Raw genomic sequence first — 14,941 nt, 5'->3', positions numbered from 1 at the left:
TATTCAGATCAGGGACGGATTCCGAAGACGCTCCGCAGCATTGAGCAGCAGATGTTCCGTCGCATTGAAACCCAGGCAGCCATCCGTTACCGAAACGCCGTAGCGCAACGACTCACTCAATGGCTGGCACCCTTCGAACAGATGCGACTCGATCATCATGCCGACCAGTGAGCGGTCTCCCTGTAGGCGCTGCTCCAGCACATCGTTGAAAACCTCCGGCTGACGAAGAGGGTTCTTGCCGCTGTTGGCATGGCTGCAATCGACCATGATGCGGCTCGGGATCTTCAGTCGGCTCAGTTCGGTATGGATTCGGGACACACTGGCACGATCGTAGTTCGGCCCTTGATGGCCGCCGCGCAGGACCAGGTGTGTATCCGGGTTGCCCGAAGTCGGAATGATTGCCGGATGGCCCTGGCTGTCTACGCCAAAATGGCGATGTGAATGAGCAGCCGAGCGCATGGCGTCGACGGCGATAGCCACGCCCCCGTCAGTGCCGTTCTTGAAGCCGACCGGCATGCTCAGTCCGCTGGCCATCTCGCGATGAATTTGTGATTCGGTTGTCCGCGCACCGATGGCGACCCAACTGAGCAGGTCGTCGAAGTAGCCAGCCGCCATGGGCTGCAGCAGTTCGGTGGCAACCGGCAGACCGAGGCGGATCATTTCCAGCATCAGTTCACGTGACAATGTCAGGCCGGCGGCCATGTCGTCGCTGCCATCGAGACGGGGATCGTAGGCCAGGCCTTTCCAGCCCACGGTGGTGCGGGGTTTTTCGACGTAAGCACGCATCACAAGGAGCATTTCGCCGCTGACTTCATCGGCCAGTCGGGCAAGTTTACCTGCGTATTCGAGCGCGGATTCGGGATCGTGAATGGAGCAAGGGCCGACGACGATCAGCAAACGGTGGTCTTCGCCGTTGAGTATGGCGCGGATTGCCTGACGGTGATCGGCAACCTGCTGGTTCAGGGCATTGCTCAGGGGCAATTGCTGTTTGAGTTGCAGTGAGCTGGGCAGGCGCAGGGTCAACGCTTCGTTGGCTGGATTCAGGGTGGACAGTGGCAGAGCAGAAACGGACGAGTTCATTTTCGGGCTTCCTGGGCTGGTCGCGGGTCTTTCCCGCCGACTCGGCCCTATTGGGGTGTTCGACAGTTGGCCGTATTGGCTACGTGTGTTGGCTTGCCACCTGTGGGTGACCGATCGGAGGCGGCAGGCTGTCCCGAGCGGAGGCTGCTAAATCGCCAGGCGGTAAAACTGTCGTAGCGGTAATAAGTGGCGTAGTTCATGTCGTTATTCCTCAAGTGTCTGGTGTGTCGCTGAAAGTTCAGGGCTTGAAAAAACAAAACCCCCGGTCGGGAGGCCGACCGGGGGTTGAGAATTCTCTGGTAGGCGACCCGTCTATATGGGCGCCGTGTGGGTATCAGGCGCGCCAGTGGCTAAACCAATACCCAAAATAAAAGCTGGCTGGAGCGCAGATGCTGTTCACGCAGGCAGCCGCAACCGAGCGCTGGGCGCTGGTGGCATGAAGCTGTGCAAGGGCGTTGAACATGGTTGGTCTCCGATGAATGCGCCGAGCTTACTAGAGCCCGATACGCATCAGCAATCAGAAATTGCTATTGCAGGTACAAGAAGGCCTCTATCGGTTGAGCCTGTGACACACTGTGGCTTTTCAGCTGCTCAGGGTTGAGTCGCGTCGAAGTCGCATCAGGGAGGGCAAGTCATGCCGGTGGTGGATGTGCAAACAAGCTTTCAATTGCGACCGGCATCGACCGATGACCTGTCGTTTACGCGAGAAATCACCCGTCGGAACATGCTTCGCTATTACATCAACTACGATCTGTTGTGGCAGGACGAAGCGTTCGATCTTGCCTGGGCCGGACGCGAGAGCTGGTTGATTGAATGCGATGGCAGGCCCGTCGGTTATTTCAGTCTCAGTCGTGATGCTCGCGCGCTGTACATTCGCGAATTGCAGGTCTGCGAGGGATTTCAGGGACAAGGTGCAGGATCCTGGGCGATCGATCAGGTTGTTGCAATAGCACGCCAGGAACGTCGACCGGCATTGCGTCTGACCGTGTTCAAGAATAATCCGGCGCAAAACCTGTATCGCAGAAAAGGAATGGTTGTGCAGGGCGAGGACGAATGTTTCCTGAGGATGCAGCTCGATTTCAGTACACCTGTGCTCTGAAACGCACGGCCGGCAAGCCCTGGATGATGAATTGAAACTTTTTATATGTTGCTTGCCGCTAGGTCTGTCTGGCAGTTTTTGCTAAGGTGTCCGGCATCCCAATAAGACCATATCGCGAGGTGTCTGCTTGATTAGGGTGCTAGTGGTCGATGACCATGATCTCGTTCGTACAGGCATTACACGAATGCTGGCCGATATCGATGGCCTGCAAGTGGTCGGCCAGGCCGAGTCCGGGGAAGAATCCCTTATCAAGGCCCGTGAGTTGAAGCCCGACGTGGTGCTGATGGACGTCAAGATGCCCGGCATCGGCGGCCTGGAGGCCACGCGCAAACTGTTGCGCAGCCATCCGGACATCAAGGTGGTCGCGGTCACCGTGTGCGAAGAAGATCCGTTTCCTACACGATTGCTGCAGGCGGGCGCTGCGGGCTACCTGACCAAAGGCGCCGGTTTGCCGGAAATGGTACAGGCTATCCGCCTGGTCTTTGCCGGCCAGCGTTACATCAGCCCGCAAATTGCCCAGCAACTGGCCATCAAGTCGTTTCAGCCAACCAATGATTCTCCGTTCGATGCCTTGTCCGAACGGGAAATCCAGATTGCACTGATGATTGTCGGCTGTCAGAAGGTGCAGATCATTTCCGACAAATTGTGCCTGTCGCCAAAAACCGTAAACACCTACCGTTACCGCATTTTCGAGAAGCTTTCGATCAGCAGCGATGTAGAGCTGACGCTTCTGGCAGTTCGTCACGGCATGGTTGATGCCAGCCTCTGACCATGACTGAAACATTCGATTCCGGCGCCTTCCTGTCGACTGTCAGCGGGCGCCCTGGCGTTTATCGCATGTTCGACAGCGATGCTCGTCTGTTGTACGTCGGCAAGGCCAAGAATCTGAAGAAGCGCCTGGCCAGTTACTTTCGCAAAACCGGGCTGGCGCCGAAAACCGCTGCTCTCGTCGGGCGAATCGCCCAGGTCGAAACGACCATCACCGCCAACGAAACCGAAGCCCTGCTGCTTGAGCAAACGCTGATCAAGGAGTGGCGGCCGCCGTACAACATTCTGTTGCGTGATGATAAGTCCTATCCGTATGTGTTTCTGTCTGACGGGCAATTCCCTCGTCTCAGCATCCATCGCGGCGCCAAGAAGGCCAAGGGCAAATACTTCGGGCCTTACCCGAGTGCCGGGGCCATTCGCGAAAGTCTCAGTCTTTTGCAAAAGACGTTTTTCGTGCGTCAGTGCGAAGACAGCTATTACAAAAACCGGACCCGCCCATGCCTGCAGTACCAGATCAAACGCTGCAAGGCTCCCTGTGTCGGGCTGGTCGAGCCAGAGGTTTACGCTGAAGACGTGCGTCACTCGGTGATGTTCCTCGAGGGGCGCAGTCATGCGTTGACCAATGAACTGTCGACCGCGATGGAAGAGGCTGCAATCAATCTCGAGTTCGAACGCGCTGCGGAGTTGCGCGACCAGATTGCACTGCTGCGTCGGGTTCAGGATCAACAGAGCATGGAAGGCGGGACTGGCGATATCGATGTGATCGCTGCCTTCGTCAACCCCGGTGGTGCCTGCGTGCATTTGATCAGCGTGCGGGGCGGTCGGGTTCTGGGGAGCAAGAACTTCTTTCCGCAGGTTGGTATCGAGGAAGACGTTGCCGAAGTCATGGCGGCGTTTCTGGGCCAGTATTTCATCAGCAGCCCTGAGCGGGATTTGCCAAGCGAACTGATCGTCAACGTCGTTCATGATGACTTCCCCACGCTGGTCGAGGCGATCCAGGAACTTCGCGGGCGCGAACTGACGATCAGTCATCGGGTTCGGGGAACTAGGGCGCGCTGGCAGCAATTGGCTGTGACCAACGCCGAACAGGCACTGGGCGCGAGACTGGCCAACCGTCAGCACGTTGCCGCGCGTTTCGAGGCCTTGGCCGAGGTGCTGAATCTCGATGAGCCGCCGCAACGGCTGGAGTGCTACGACATCAGTCATTCCAGTGGCGAGGCAACCGTCGCATCCTGTGTGGTTTTCGGGCCGGAAGGGGCGATCAAGTCGGATTACCGTCGATACAACATTGAAGGCGTAACGGCGGGTGATGATTATGCGGCCATGCATCAGGCGCTGACCCGGCGCTTCAGCAAACTGAAGGACGGGGAGGGCAAGTTGCCGGACATTCTGCTGGTGGACGGTGGCAAAGGGCAGCTGTCGATGGCGCGTGATGTGCTCAACGAATTGGCCGTGCCGGACCTGATCCTGCTTGGTGTCGCGAAGGGTGCGACGCGCAAGGCGGGGTTCGAGACTTTGTATCTGAATGATGCTGCGCATGAGTTCACATTGCGTGGCGATTCTCCGGCGTTGCATCTGATTCAGCAGATCCGTGATGAAGCTCACCGCTTTGCAATCACCGGACACCGTGCGCGTCGTGGCAAAACCCGTCGTACATCAACGCTGGAGGGCGTGGCGGGCGTAGGTCCGACCCGCCGCAGGGACTTGCTGAAACATTTTGGTGGATTGCAGGAGCTGTCTCGTGCAAGCATCGAAGAGATCGCCAAAGCACCGGGGATCAGCAAAAAGCTAGCAGAGTCGATTTATGCAAACCTGCATAGTGAGTAGAATGCCCATTCACCTCGTAGCCAGTTGTGCCGATGAATATCCCTAATCTGATTACCGTTCTGCGTGTCCTGCTCATCCCGATCTTCATATTGCTGTTCTATCTGCCTTACCAGTGGAGTTATCTGGCCTCAAGTTCGGTCTTTGCCTTCGCGGCAGCAACGGACTGGCTGGATGGTTATCTGGCACGACGCCTGGAGCAAAGCACTCCGTTTGGTGCGTTTCTGGATCCCGTCGCTGACAAACTGATGGTTGCCGTTGCACTGGTGTTGCTGGTGCAAGAACACGGCAACTTGTGGCTTACACTGCCGGCGGCCGTCATCATCGGTCGCGAGATCGTCGTTTCGGCGCTGCGTGAGTGGATGGCCGAGCTCGGTGCACGGGCCCATGTGGCGGTGTCGAACCTGGGCAAATGGAAAACCGCTGCACAAATGCTTGCGTTGGTGATCCTCCTGGCCAACCCCAAGGTTTTCAGCTTTTGGGTTTTCATCGGTTATGCGTTGCTGATGGTATCGGCAGGCCTGACCTTGTGGTCGATGGTTCAATACCTTCGGGCTGCCTGGCCGCATCTGAAGACCGATGTTGAAAAGAAATAAAACTTTTTTGAATCAAAGGGTTGACGGCGCTTCTGATTTCTATAGAATGCGCCACACCAAGCGGGAATAGCTCAGTTGGTAGAGCACGACCTTGCCAAGGTCGGGGTCGCGAGTTCGAGTCTCGTTTCCCGCTCCAAGTTTGTACAGCGTTTGTTGTTGCGCTACTGACAACAAAAGCTTTGAGGCCGAGTAGCAAAATGGTTATGCAGCGGATTGCAAATCCGCCTACGCCGGTTCGATTCCGACCTCGGCCTCCACTATAAACAAGCTCCGTAGATCCATGATTTACGGAGCTTTTTTATTTGCATCGCGCTGAAAGATTTAGTCTTTAAAACAGCCTTTGCAAACTTGCTTCACCGGGGAGTGATGTATATATTTCCCCCTCTGCTGCACGGGCAGCAATCTGTCAGGATTGTGAACCGGCATCAGGGCAACGCAACACCGCGCTACCGCCCGAATGGCGAAACTGGTAGACGCATGGGACTTAAAATCCCCCGCTCGTAAGGGCGTGCCGGTTCGATTCCGGCTTCGGGCACCATCTAAAATCAAGGGTTTGCGGGCGAAAGCTGATGCAAGCCCTTGTTTGTTTCCGGGTCGCAATTTTGACAGTGGTCCGCAATTCACTTCGTTGGCATCACTTTCTTGCCCTTGCGATTCCGGATGTATTGCTCGGCCATCACCACGGTGGTATGCCCAAGCTGGTCTTTGGCCTGCATGATATCGCCACTCGATTTTGCCTTGTCAGTGCCGGCCTTGGTGCGCAGATTGCGCATTTGGAACTCTGCCTTTTCAACACCAGCGGCCTCCGGGCTACATCAAACCGCCTCCGCAACATCGCCTCCGTCATCGGAGTGCCATCCTCCGTTACGATCAGCCGCGTCGAGCGGAATTTGTGCCCACCTTTCCGGGCCATGATTCGATCAATCAAAACCTTCAAGCTCGCCAATCACCTCGATTCGCCGTTTGGCCTTCGTTTTCCCCTGCAAAACCCAGATCTGGCCATCCCGGACGTCCCGCTCGTCCATCATTCGGGTGTCTGTGACCCTTTGACCGGTCAGGTAGGCCAGGTCCATCGCATCTTGTAACCCTGGGTCTGCTTTGTCGTAGACCCGTTTGAACAGTTCGTCTTCGACGTAGGTGTCCCGGCCGGTTTCTTTGTTGCCCTTAATGCCTGAGCACGGGTTGGCAAGCGAGGTATAGCCTTTGTCCCGGGCGTAGTTCCAGATTGCACTCATCAGGGCTTTCTCACGGTTTGCGCGGATGGGTGCGGATTTTCGCCAAGTAAGGTACGGGCGCACGTCCCATCTCAACTGGACTTTCTTGGCGTCCATACTGTTTTTTCAGCTTCGTAGCTTCCGACGGCAGTGACTGCCAGAGTTGTCACCGCTGGTCAGCCATTGCGCTTGATTGAGTGCCTGATCCAGTTTTTCTTCAGGTTCAGGATTTGTCCTGCCTTGGTCCGCGAGCCGGTCAGCTCGCAAACCTCTTCGTGCGATAAAAATTGAATGTTCATGTGCGTTCCACGCCGCCGACGACGGCAGAAAGTGTTTATGGGTTACGCCGCTTGCCTTGCACCGGCGAGATTTGTGGTTAAATGAGATGAATTCTTAAGGAGGAGTGAGCGATGAAAAAGGCATTTCGACACCCGCTGTTCTTAACCGGGCTGCCGCTGACAATCTGCGGCGCTGCGATTGCTGCGCCGGGTTTATGGGTTCCAGGGCTGGTACTGATGGTCGCCGGCTTCGCGAAGGGGAAAAGTTTCTGATTTCATTGCCACCGCCCCTTGTAGATGAGGTAGGCCATGTAGAGCGGGGAGCCTACCGTGAGAACGGGGAGCAGGGCGGGAATCAGGCAGATCATGGCGTCACCTCCTTGCGTTTTTGCTGAAGTTGAAAGTCATCCACCGAACGTGAGCAGCCAACTGCTTGGCAGCCATGCTCGTGGCAAGCTGTCTGATTGCATACCGATCGATATCCAGAGCCACCGCAGAGGGCGCAGTGTCCTCGCTCCAGGCCATGAGCTCTTCCAACTTCTGCCGCGTGCCGAGCCTGCAACGGTGTCGCAACTCTTTCTCGTCGAACTCGATTCGTTTAAGCGCGGCCTTCGCCGATCGCTCTTGTCCAGTCTTGGCCATGGCCTACCTCTTCAATTCCGCTGGCCGGCAAGTCCAGCCAGATCATTACGGTTAGCTTCAACATCCCGTGATCCGCTTCGAAAACGTAGATTGAAGTGATGGCTAAATGCGACTACGATCCCGCCCCTTAAAAAGGGAGTTACATAATGTTTCCAAAGTATTTTCGCTGGATTTCCGGGCTGGGTGTCGTTGGTGCGGTGGTGGTATTCGTACTTTCTGGCCTGAGAGTCTGGTCTGGCATGGCGCCTACCACAGATCTGATTCAGCCAATTGTTATGGCGATTTTTTTAGGCTGGATGTTCACTCAATCGACGAAGGCGTGAGGCTGGTCACGCCGCCACTTTGACTAGCTTCACGCCGGCCATGCTGAGCTTGTTGCCCTGTGCTGCAACCATCGCATCGAGTTTTTCGCAGTCCACGGTCAGCACCGAAATCGGGGCGAGGTCGCCGGCGACGGCATGGATCAACGCCTCCAGATCGAAGACTTCAGCCTGCAGGTTTACCAGCGTAGTGGTGGTTGCTGGCTTCGCGGCAGACTGAACCATCGCAGCGGCTGTCATCGATGCTGGGCTTGCGACTGGCGCGGGCTCGACCGGTGCCCTGGCTGGCGGCAATCTTCGCCCGAGCCAACTCGGAATCGGCAGAATCACGCAGGCTGATGATCGTCTTCTTGCCCTTGATGGCTCCGGCGAAATCCGCAGGCACCGCCGGCATACGCGCCTTGCCGCTCAGTGAAGCGTTGATCTGGTCTATGTGGGCCTGCAGCGCTTTCGCTGCATCCATGACGATGTCTTCACGGATGCTTAGCTTGCGGGCCTTCACCAGCTTGTCGAGCATCAGGCGCTTGGCGCGGGCTTCAGCGCTGATTTCGTCGATGGTACGGAACAGTGCGTCAATGCTTTTGGTTTGGCTCAGGGCGTGCTGCTTGGCAGCTTCCAGGCGCTCTTCGACATCGCCGCACCACTTGACCGCCTTCTAGGCGTCGGCAAAGTGCTGATCCGTTTCCAGCTCGGTGTTGATCGAGCCAAAGACAGCGAGCGAGTGACCACATTCACCAAATCATTATGCAGCTATAATCGCTTCCTTTTTTCCATGGATGGGCACATGAAAAGCTTGGAAGACTTGATAGATAGCCGCGACCCCGCACTATCTCTCGTTGAAAAAATGTTGGTAGAAGCAACCTGCAATTGTGAGTTGCTGTCCCCGTCCGCGGATAACTCAAGAGTCCTCTCTGCCCTGCAGGTTTCGACCAGATCTACGCTGGGCGCCATCGCTTACGAAACTGGCGGCCTACTGATTGATCACGGCTGGTTGCGGATAATTGGCTCTGGGCATCCGCAATTATCCCGAAATCTCGCTGACTGGAACGACGGCCGCGCAGAAGGTTATTTGCTGGTCGCCGATGATGCCGTTGGAGGTTTTTTTTCCATCAATGGCGGCGCGCTTGGGGATGACGTGGGGGAGATGTATTACTGGGCGCCAGACACGTTGCAGTGGGAACAGCTGGAAATTGGTTATACCGACTTTCTCAGTTGGGCTTTGAGTGATCGGCTTGCGACTTTTTACGACGGGTTGCGCTGGGAGGGGTGGCGTAGCGACCTCCAGGCACTGAGGGCAGACCAATGCTTCTCCTTTTTCCCGTTTCTTTGGACGCGGGAGGGCTCAATCGAAGAAAGCCGCCGAACGATAGTCGATGTAATTACGCAGTTTGAAATGAATGTTGAGTTGGCTAGTCAGCTTGACAGCGGTTCTGAACAGTCAGCCTGAGCAGCCTCGCTGAGGGCCTGGTTCTAAAGTTAACAATTCAATCTATCCCCACGAAACCCGCCATTGAGCGGGTTTTGTCATTTCTGAAGAGAGGAAACTCCCATGGCCGGCATTCAATTGCCCAACGGCGCAACGTTCGAATTTGCTTCCGCCTATGGCGCTGCAATCCCATTCACTGCCCTGTCCAATGCCGACCCGGCAGTGGCTACCGCCGCAGCGCACGGCCTGGCCGAGGGCGACATCATTGCTCTCAGCTCTGGCTGGACCCGCCTGGACGGCCGCGCCGTGCAAGTCGGCGAGATTGCAAGTGGCACCTTTGCGCTTGATGGCGTGAACACCACGAACATTCAGCAGTATCCGGCCGGCTCTGGCGTCGGTACCGCGCGCGAGGTGACCACTTTCACCGAGATCTCGCAGATCACCGAGCTGAACTCGGCCGGTGGCGACCAGCAGTTCCTGACCTTCGGTTTTCTGGCCGATGGGTGGGATACGCCCTGGCCACGCTGGTAGCGAACGCGTGCGCAGCCTCAATGGCAGCCGTCCCATGTTCGGCCTTAAGCTGGCTTGCCAGCCCAGCAACGATGCAATTTAACGTGAGTATGGGAGATCCGGCGTAGGCGATAGCTTCTTCAACATTATTGCTCATCTTCGACCTCCAGGTCATAAACGCGCCGAAATTGGCGCAATCCCTGTCCTTGGGCTTGTAGGCAAAGGACTGATCATTCGTATGCGATCAGCATTGTTTTACTTGCTTCCACGTGGTCGCCGTTTTCTTCGTTATCCTGATTTGTTCTTGTCGAACTTCGCGATCTTTCGCCCGCCTCGGCGACTGATATCTGGAAGGGACGGTTCTCGTGAAGCCATGTCCGAGGCGAGCGGCTTCTTGAAGGAGCGTCTCAACGAAAGTTTTTTGGGACAGCCACCACACTTCTAATGCGAGCGGAGGACCCATGTAAACCAGTTGGTAAATGATTCGAGAAGTAGGAGTTTGGGCCGCGATCAGCATAATCCCCATCGATACGATGGCTGACAACATGAAAGCTCCAAAAAGCGCGCTTTCTTTCTGAAGCTGTCGATGTACAGCGAAGGCATCGACACGAATAGCCTTCGCCTTTTTCAACTCTTTGCTTCGAGACCTTCGGAAGGCTCTGCCCACGACAAGCTGTGCGGGAACGAAGGCTTTTTTGAAGCCCCAAAAAACCAGGGCGACCACAACAGGGAGATACAGATCCTTGTAACTAGGCAAATCAGTAGCGAGATCCATCCACAATCCTTCTGGAAAAATAAGGCACAACGCTACTACTTATGGATCCAATTTTTCCACTGTCCTTTCATCCACGCTGGATGCCCGGACAGTATCGATGGCCAGGGCAAGCATTACCGGTATGATGAGAGGCTATCTTCAGTAATCGGAAAGCAGTTGATGCGTCAGTTTCTTGTGTTTGCTTTGGTGTGCGTCCTATCTGCCTGCACCAAAGTCGGGCGGCCTATATCCCATGCGGAGACTGACCAAGTAATTAAAGGGGTTACCACTCGCGAAGAGCTCCTGAATCGCTTGGGACAACCATATCTACTTAGCGAGGACGGGAACGGAAACGGTATGGTTACTTGGGTCTATATTCGCTCGAGCTTTTTAGGGTTCGGCTATAAAAGCCAAGCCTTTACCGCGCGGTTTGATGCTTCAAACAGAGTCATCGACTCATTGTTGACAGAGAAGTCAGAGCCCACCAGGCACAGGTGAGGTGCATTGCTGAGCCCTTTCCTGCGCTGGGCTTTTTGCATCGCTTCAACTGTTGCTCTACATTGCCCAGATTTCCACAAGAGTGACCTACATGGATGGCGTCTCTCGTTTAAACGAGCTGCTTCTCGAGCACAACTGCGTCGTCTCAATGAACGTCGAAATGCAGGATTATAAGTACAGCCTGGCATTGACGATGTCCTCTTCCGACGATCCAGAAACAGGCGCGGTGACGGTCAATTTCCAAGACGTCAGCACACTGAACCTAAGCGGCTTCGGTGGCGGACTAACCCAATTCATGGACCTCGTCGTGACTCGCATCGACGACGGTCTGGATAGAATCCGGTACGAGCTGAGGGACATTGAGGACGAAAAAATCTCGTTCTATTTCTTCAATTTCAGCGTGCGAGACCACAAGGAGTAAATATGCGGATTTTTATAGGAGCGCTGGCGGTAGAGCTGTTAGCGGGGTGTTGCTAAGGACTCGGACGGTCGTAAATGACCATCGGGCAAGGCTGCTCTTGGGGCGTTTCGAATTTCGGATCAAGAAACTTAAGCAGCATCTGGTCGTGCTCTGCGCGAGTTGCTCTGTAGAACATACACCGGTCCAGAAGGATCCTTTTCATGCTTCGGGCTGACGCAAGGTGTCTGGGTTCGACAGAGATCGTTGCAGTCTTGCCGCTCCGAGTATCAGTCACCTTCAGGTGGTAGCGCCCAATCAAACCATCATCTCGCTTGGTGTGGCCCAGGTAATTGAAGGAGAGTGCTTGAGTGTTTTTCTCCGGGGATCTGTCTGCGGGGATCACGATATCTTCTCCAACGTTCCAACTTCACTTTTTGAAATGGTGCAACTCCAGACGATAGGCGAGAGTAGAGCTACTACCATAAGAAACGCCACTTGAGATAGGTAGAACGATTCTAGCCATTGGTGATTTAAGGCAACGTAATAGGTGTTATGGACGACGTCAGCCAGGATAATTGCTGCGGTAAGGATGATACCGGCCATGGGCTTGATGAAGAGAAGTAGCGCTGCCAGCGGGTCTAAAAACGTAAGCGTCCCCCAGAAAACGCGGCTGGCCAAAAAGGTACTCGCTCCGTAACCGTAATCCCATAGCAGCCCATGCTGAAAACCCGCTTGAATGTGATTGGTGGTCGCCACCAGAAGACAGCAGGCGAACAAAACTCGGATTGCGAATGACAGCTTTGGCATGGCTTGATCTGCTTTTTTCAAGTGGTTCTATCATAGTGACGTCCCACAGAGTCGACAGCATTTAGTATGAATAACTACGCGCGATTTTGACGTGTGCGTTTTCCCAAAGTGGCAAGAGCAGCGCTCGACGGCGACAATGTCTGAAACCGAGAACGGGTATCGCTTGGTGATTGCTACTGACATGATGACCGATGAGGTTCTCGAGGCCTGATTCTGACGTAGGACTTGAAATCCCCCGCTCGTAAGGGCGTGCCGGTTCGATTCCGGCTTCGGGCACCCTGAATATCAAGGGCTTGCATGACATTTCTCAGGCAAGCCCTTTTTCTTTGCTCCGCAAAAAATCCCCCGCACCTTGGTCATTCCGGAGCATTCCAGACCCCGGTCGAAGCCGTGCGCCTGGCATAAGCACCGAAGTTATTCGCGGGTCGCCCCAAAGCTTGCCTTACCCCATCGGCAACAGCGGTATTGCGCCCATCCAGTACGGTGGTGAAGAGATAAAGCACCAGGTCGATCCAGGGCGCCGGCAGTTGCGCATTTTCAAGCTCCTTGCGGTAACTCTCTGGCGGTACTTGTATGAACTGGATATCGCGCCCTGTTGCCGAGCCGATCTCCTGAATTGCCTCAGCGAAGGTCAATGCTTTTGGCCCGGTCAGTTCGAAGAGTTTTCCAGCATGTCCCGGTTTTGTGAGTGCCTGCACGGCGACCTCGGCAATATCTTCCGCATCGATGAATGGTTCAGCGACATTGCCAACTGGCAGCACGAGCTGACCTTCGATGATCGGATCGAGAAAATGCGCTTCGCTGAAGTTCTGAAAAAACCAGCTGGCACGCAGGATTGTCCAGTCGATACCGCTGTTCTGCACAATCCGCTCAGCTTCTTGCGCTTCAATTTCACCGCGTCCTGACAGCAGTACCAAGTGTTTGACGTGGTGCTCGACGGCAAGCGAAACGAACGCCTGCAGGGTTTCCAGGGCACCGGGCATGGCGAGATCGGGCTGATAGGAGATATAGACTGCGCGCGCGCCCGTCAGAGCTGCGCTCCAGGTTGAAGGATTGTCCCAATCGAATGGAATGGGTGCGTTGCGCGATCCTGGTCGAACCGGATGTCCTTCCTCGATCAGTCGTTTGCTGATGCGGCTTCCGGTTTTTCCGGTAGCGCCGAGTATCAGAAAGGGTTGGGCTTCTAAGCTTGTCATGATCATCTCTCTGTTAACGTGAGTATCTCTCACAAAAAATACGATAGATGCTCACGTTATGCCGTCAAGAAAAGCCCGCCCTCAGCCGACGACAGGTCATTTGTCGAACGTCACGAATCTAGATCGAAGAATTGAGAGAGTCGGCGAGGGCCGGATGCAGTATTTCCCGAAGCGACATGCGCTTGAAGGTTTCGACCAGTCGCTTGCCTTCTGCCTCGGAGCAGGAGATGGCCAGGCGCATCGTCGATTCACCCAGTTGCCAGACCAGAAAAGCCGCATCGCTCACTTGTTGTTCATTGGCGTCAGGGAAGGCGCGCAGTACCGCGCGGGTCAACATTTGCGCCGCAATGCGACTTTCCTGCAGTTCCAGATCCAGCAGCTGTTTGTCAGCCTGCATGCCTGACCAGATATCGCGCATGACCGGTTCTGCCGTGATGACCTGGTAGTAAAGATCCAGCAGTTCCGAATAAGCGACTTCCAGCGATTGCGCATCGTGGACCGTCTCCAGAGCAACCTGAATGCAGCGGCGGCTTTCGGCGTTGTAACGCTGCGCGAGGTTGAGGATGATCGCGCTTTTGTCTGGAAAATACTGATAGAGAGAACCGATGGATATCTCGCAGAGCGAAGCAATTTCGCTCATCTTCAACTGATCGCTGCCCTTGCTGGCAATCAGCCGTGTAGCCACGCCGAGAATTCGCTCCTGCCGTTCACGGCTGCGTTTTTGCGACGGATTGCGGCGAGGTGAGGGGGGCGCTCCGAAGCTGTCTTCAGGATCAAGGGATGTTTGCACGCTGAGTTACCGAAACTGGATCCGACAGGACTCACCATAGCATCGGCAGAGCTACACAGTAATAAACACATCAGCAGAAATGGGCCGAACAGACGGCCCATTGTGTTACCGGTCTAGACGAAGGCTTGCCCGGTAAAACCCCTCGGCAGACGCTGGAGGCCAGCCATCGCTGTCAGACGTTCGATCCACTCGGAACGCCAACTGGATGCATGGTTCGTTGCCTTGGCATGGCGAGCGGCCCGGCGCGCTGCATTGCGCTGGTCTTTACGTGCGCTTTTATAAGCGTCGGTGTTGCGGCAGCTGCGGCACTTGACGCGATTGAGTTCGGGGCTGGCGCTGAGATTGTTGCCCTTGTGACCACAGGCAAGATGCCCGTCGACTTTGAAGTGAATGACCATGAGACGCCTCCTTGGTGACGTGTAAAGGGTTTGACCCTTCACCACCAAGGACGTTCTTTTTTTGCAGGCATTGTGCGAATCAGTGGATCACCTGAAGCGTGGCAGCGGCCGATCGACAGGCTTGAGCGACGAGAGGGTGCTGCGGATCAGCGGCGTATCCTTTTCGATGTCGTTCAAGCGATCGCGAATACGCAGGGCGGTTGGGTGCCCGCCTTGATGATCGACCCAGTCGGCGATCTCTTTGCAGGCCGCGGCAAGGCGTGCCTCCCGGGCCTCGAGCAAGGTGAGGAGAGTGGTGATGGACTCTCTTTCGGACATGGAACACCTCCGTTCAGGAAACC

General features: G+C 55.5%; 16 protein-coding genes, 3 tRNA genes and 3 pseudogenes. 11 read left to right on the top strand and 11 right to left on the bottom strand.

Translation table 11 applies throughout. The annotated features are described in order from the left end of the window. Positions 1–3: 3 nt before the first annotated feature. A complete protein-coding gene (locus M5B98_RS03245) occupies positions 4–1,080 on the bottom strand; it encodes a 3-deoxy-7-phosphoheptulonate synthase (RefSeq protein ID WP_248741792.1) in 1,077 nt (358 codons plus the stop codon). Between the two features lie 634 nt (positions 1,081–1,714). Here M5B98_RS03245 and M5B98_RS03240 point away from each other — a divergent pair. From M5B98_RS03240 to M5B98_RS03210, 7 genes are all read left to right on the top strand, one after another. Continuing rightward, positions 1,715–2,179, top strand: a complete 465-nt coding sequence (locus M5B98_RS03240) for a GNAT family N-acetyltransferase (RefSeq protein WP_248741791.1) — start codon at positions 1,715–1,717, stop codon at positions 2,177–2,179. A 127-nt stretch (positions 2,180–2,306) separates the two neighbouring features. After that, a complete protein-coding gene (uvrY, locus tag M5B98_RS03235; RefSeq protein WP_032829778.1) occupies positions 2,307–2,948 on the top strand; it encodes a UvrY/SirA/GacA family response regulator transcription factor in 642 nt (213 codons plus the stop codon). 2 nt (positions 2,949–2,950) lie between these two features. Next, positions 2,951–4,774 carry an excinuclease ABC subunit UvrC gene (gene uvrC / locus M5B98_RS03230; RefSeq protein ID WP_085710052.1) on the top strand — a complete coding sequence of 608 codons (1,824 nt, stop codon included), beginning with the start codon at positions 2,951–2,953 and terminating at the stop codon, positions 4,772–4,774. Positions 4,775–4,806: 32 nt separating this feature from the next. Then, complete coding sequence (pgsA, locus tag M5B98_RS03225) at positions 4,807–5,367, top strand: CDP-diacylglycerol--glycerol-3-phosphate 3-phosphatidyltransferase (RefSeq protein ID WP_085603312.1); 561 nt, start codon at positions 4,807–4,809, stop codon at positions 5,365–5,367. Positions 5,368–5,427: 60 nt separating this feature from the next. Continuing rightward, positions 5,428–5,503: transfer RNA gene (locus M5B98_RS03220), tRNA-Gly, on the top strand. Positions 5,504–5,550: 47 nt separating this feature from the next. Beyond that, a tRNA-Cys gene (locus tag M5B98_RS03215) sits at positions 5,551–5,624 on the top strand. A gap of 194 nt (positions 5,625–5,818) precedes the next feature. Then, positions 5,819–5,905, top strand: a tRNA-Leu gene (locus M5B98_RS03210). Between the two features lie 82 nt (positions 5,906–5,987). Here the strand turns inward: M5B98_RS03210 and M5B98_RS03205 are convergent. Further along, positions 5,988–6,656 (bottom strand): annotated as a pseudogene (locus M5B98_RS03205) (tyrosine-type recombinase/integrase); the annotation flags it as partial. A gap of 101 nt (positions 6,657–6,757) precedes the next feature. Beyond that, positions 6,758–6,880 (bottom strand): DUF4224 domain-containing protein, encoded by a 123-nt coding sequence (locus M5B98_RS03200; protein WP_412548528.1) that lies wholly within the window; start codon positions 6,878–6,880, stop codon positions 6,758–6,760. A gap of 111 nt (positions 6,881–6,991) precedes the next feature. Here M5B98_RS03200 and M5B98_RS03195 point away from each other — a divergent pair, with 111 nt between their 5' ends. Then, positions 6,992–7,132, top strand: a complete 141-nt coding sequence (locus tag M5B98_RS03195) for a hypothetical protein (protein WP_248741790.1) — start codon at positions 6,992–6,994, stop codon at positions 7,130–7,132. A gap of 99 nt (positions 7,133–7,231) precedes the next feature. Here the strand turns inward: M5B98_RS03195 and M5B98_RS03190 are convergent, their stop codons facing one another. Together M5B98_RS03190 and M5B98_RS03185 are read right to left on the bottom strand one after the other, a co-directional pair. Next, positions 7,232–7,501 (bottom strand): hypothetical protein, encoded by a 270-nt coding sequence (locus M5B98_RS03190; protein ID WP_248741789.1) that lies wholly within the window; start codon positions 7,499–7,501, stop codon positions 7,232–7,234. 329 nt (positions 7,502–7,830) lie between these two features. Beyond that, positions 7,831–8,545: pseudogene (locus M5B98_RS03185) on the bottom strand (hypothetical protein); the annotation flags it as partial. 60 nt (positions 8,546–8,605) lie between these two features. Between M5B98_RS03185 and M5B98_RS03180 the strand changes: the two are divergent. Both M5B98_RS03180 and M5B98_RS03175 read left to right on the top strand, forming a co-directional pair. Then, on the top strand, positions 8,606–9,268 hold the full coding sequence (locus tag M5B98_RS03180) for a DUF2625 domain-containing protein (protein WP_248742164.1): 663 nt from the start codon (positions 8,606–8,608) through the stop codon (positions 9,266–9,268). Between the two features lie 102 nt (positions 9,269–9,370). Then, positions 9,371–9,769, top strand: a pseudogene (locus tag M5B98_RS03175) (phage tail tube protein); the annotation flags it as partial. Between the two features lie 232 nt (positions 9,770–10,001). On the opposite strand, the gene M5B98_RS03170 reads toward M5B98_RS03175, so the two are convergent. Then, positions 10,002–10,532: a hypothetical protein gene (locus tag M5B98_RS03170; protein ID WP_248741788.1), complete on the bottom strand. Its 531-nt coding sequence runs from the start codon at positions 10,530–10,532 to the stop codon at positions 10,002–10,004. 568 nt (positions 10,533–11,100) lie between these two features. Here M5B98_RS03170 and M5B98_RS03165 point away from each other — a divergent pair. Continuing rightward, positions 11,101–11,430: a hypothetical protein gene (locus M5B98_RS03165; RefSeq protein WP_248741787.1), complete on the top strand. Its 330-nt coding sequence runs from the start codon at positions 11,101–11,103 to the stop codon at positions 11,428–11,430. A 378-nt stretch (positions 11,431–11,808) separates the two neighbouring features. Here the strand turns inward: M5B98_RS03165 and M5B98_RS03160 are convergent, their stop codons facing one another. The 5 genes from M5B98_RS03160 to M5B98_RS03140 form a co-directional block, all read right to left on the bottom strand. Continuing rightward, positions 11,809–12,216 (bottom strand): hypothetical protein, encoded by a 408-nt coding sequence (locus M5B98_RS03160; RefSeq protein WP_248742163.1) that lies wholly within the window; start codon positions 12,214–12,216, stop codon positions 11,809–11,811. Positions 12,217–12,572: 356 nt separating this feature from the next. Continuing rightward, complete coding sequence (locus M5B98_RS03155) at positions 12,573–13,412, bottom strand: NAD(P)H-binding protein (protein WP_248741786.1); 840 nt, start codon at positions 13,410–13,412, stop codon at positions 12,573–12,575. A 118-nt stretch (positions 13,413–13,530) separates the two neighbouring features. Next, on the bottom strand, positions 13,531–14,106 hold the full coding sequence (locus M5B98_RS03150; protein ID WP_412548533.1) for a TetR/AcrR family transcriptional regulator: 576 nt from the start codon (positions 14,104–14,106) through the stop codon (positions 13,531–13,533). 209 nt (positions 14,107–14,315) lie between these two features. Continuing rightward, a complete protein-coding gene (locus M5B98_RS03145; RefSeq protein WP_248741784.1) occupies positions 14,316–14,600 on the bottom strand; it encodes a hypothetical protein in 285 nt (94 codons plus the stop codon). Between the two features lie 87 nt (positions 14,601–14,687). After that, positions 14,688–14,918, bottom strand: a complete 231-nt coding sequence (locus tag M5B98_RS03140) for a hypothetical protein (RefSeq protein WP_085710047.1) — start codon at positions 14,916–14,918, stop codon at positions 14,688–14,690. Between the last annotated feature and the right edge of the window lie 23 nt (positions 14,919–14,941).

It is taken from the genome of Pseudomonas sp. MWU12-3088, assembly GCF_023242405.1.
Lineage (GTDB): Bacteria > Pseudomonadota > Gammaproteobacteria > Pseudomonadales > Pseudomonadaceae > Aquipseudomonas > Aquipseudomonas kribbensis.
This window is presented reverse-complemented; position numbering and strand designations above follow the sequence as displayed.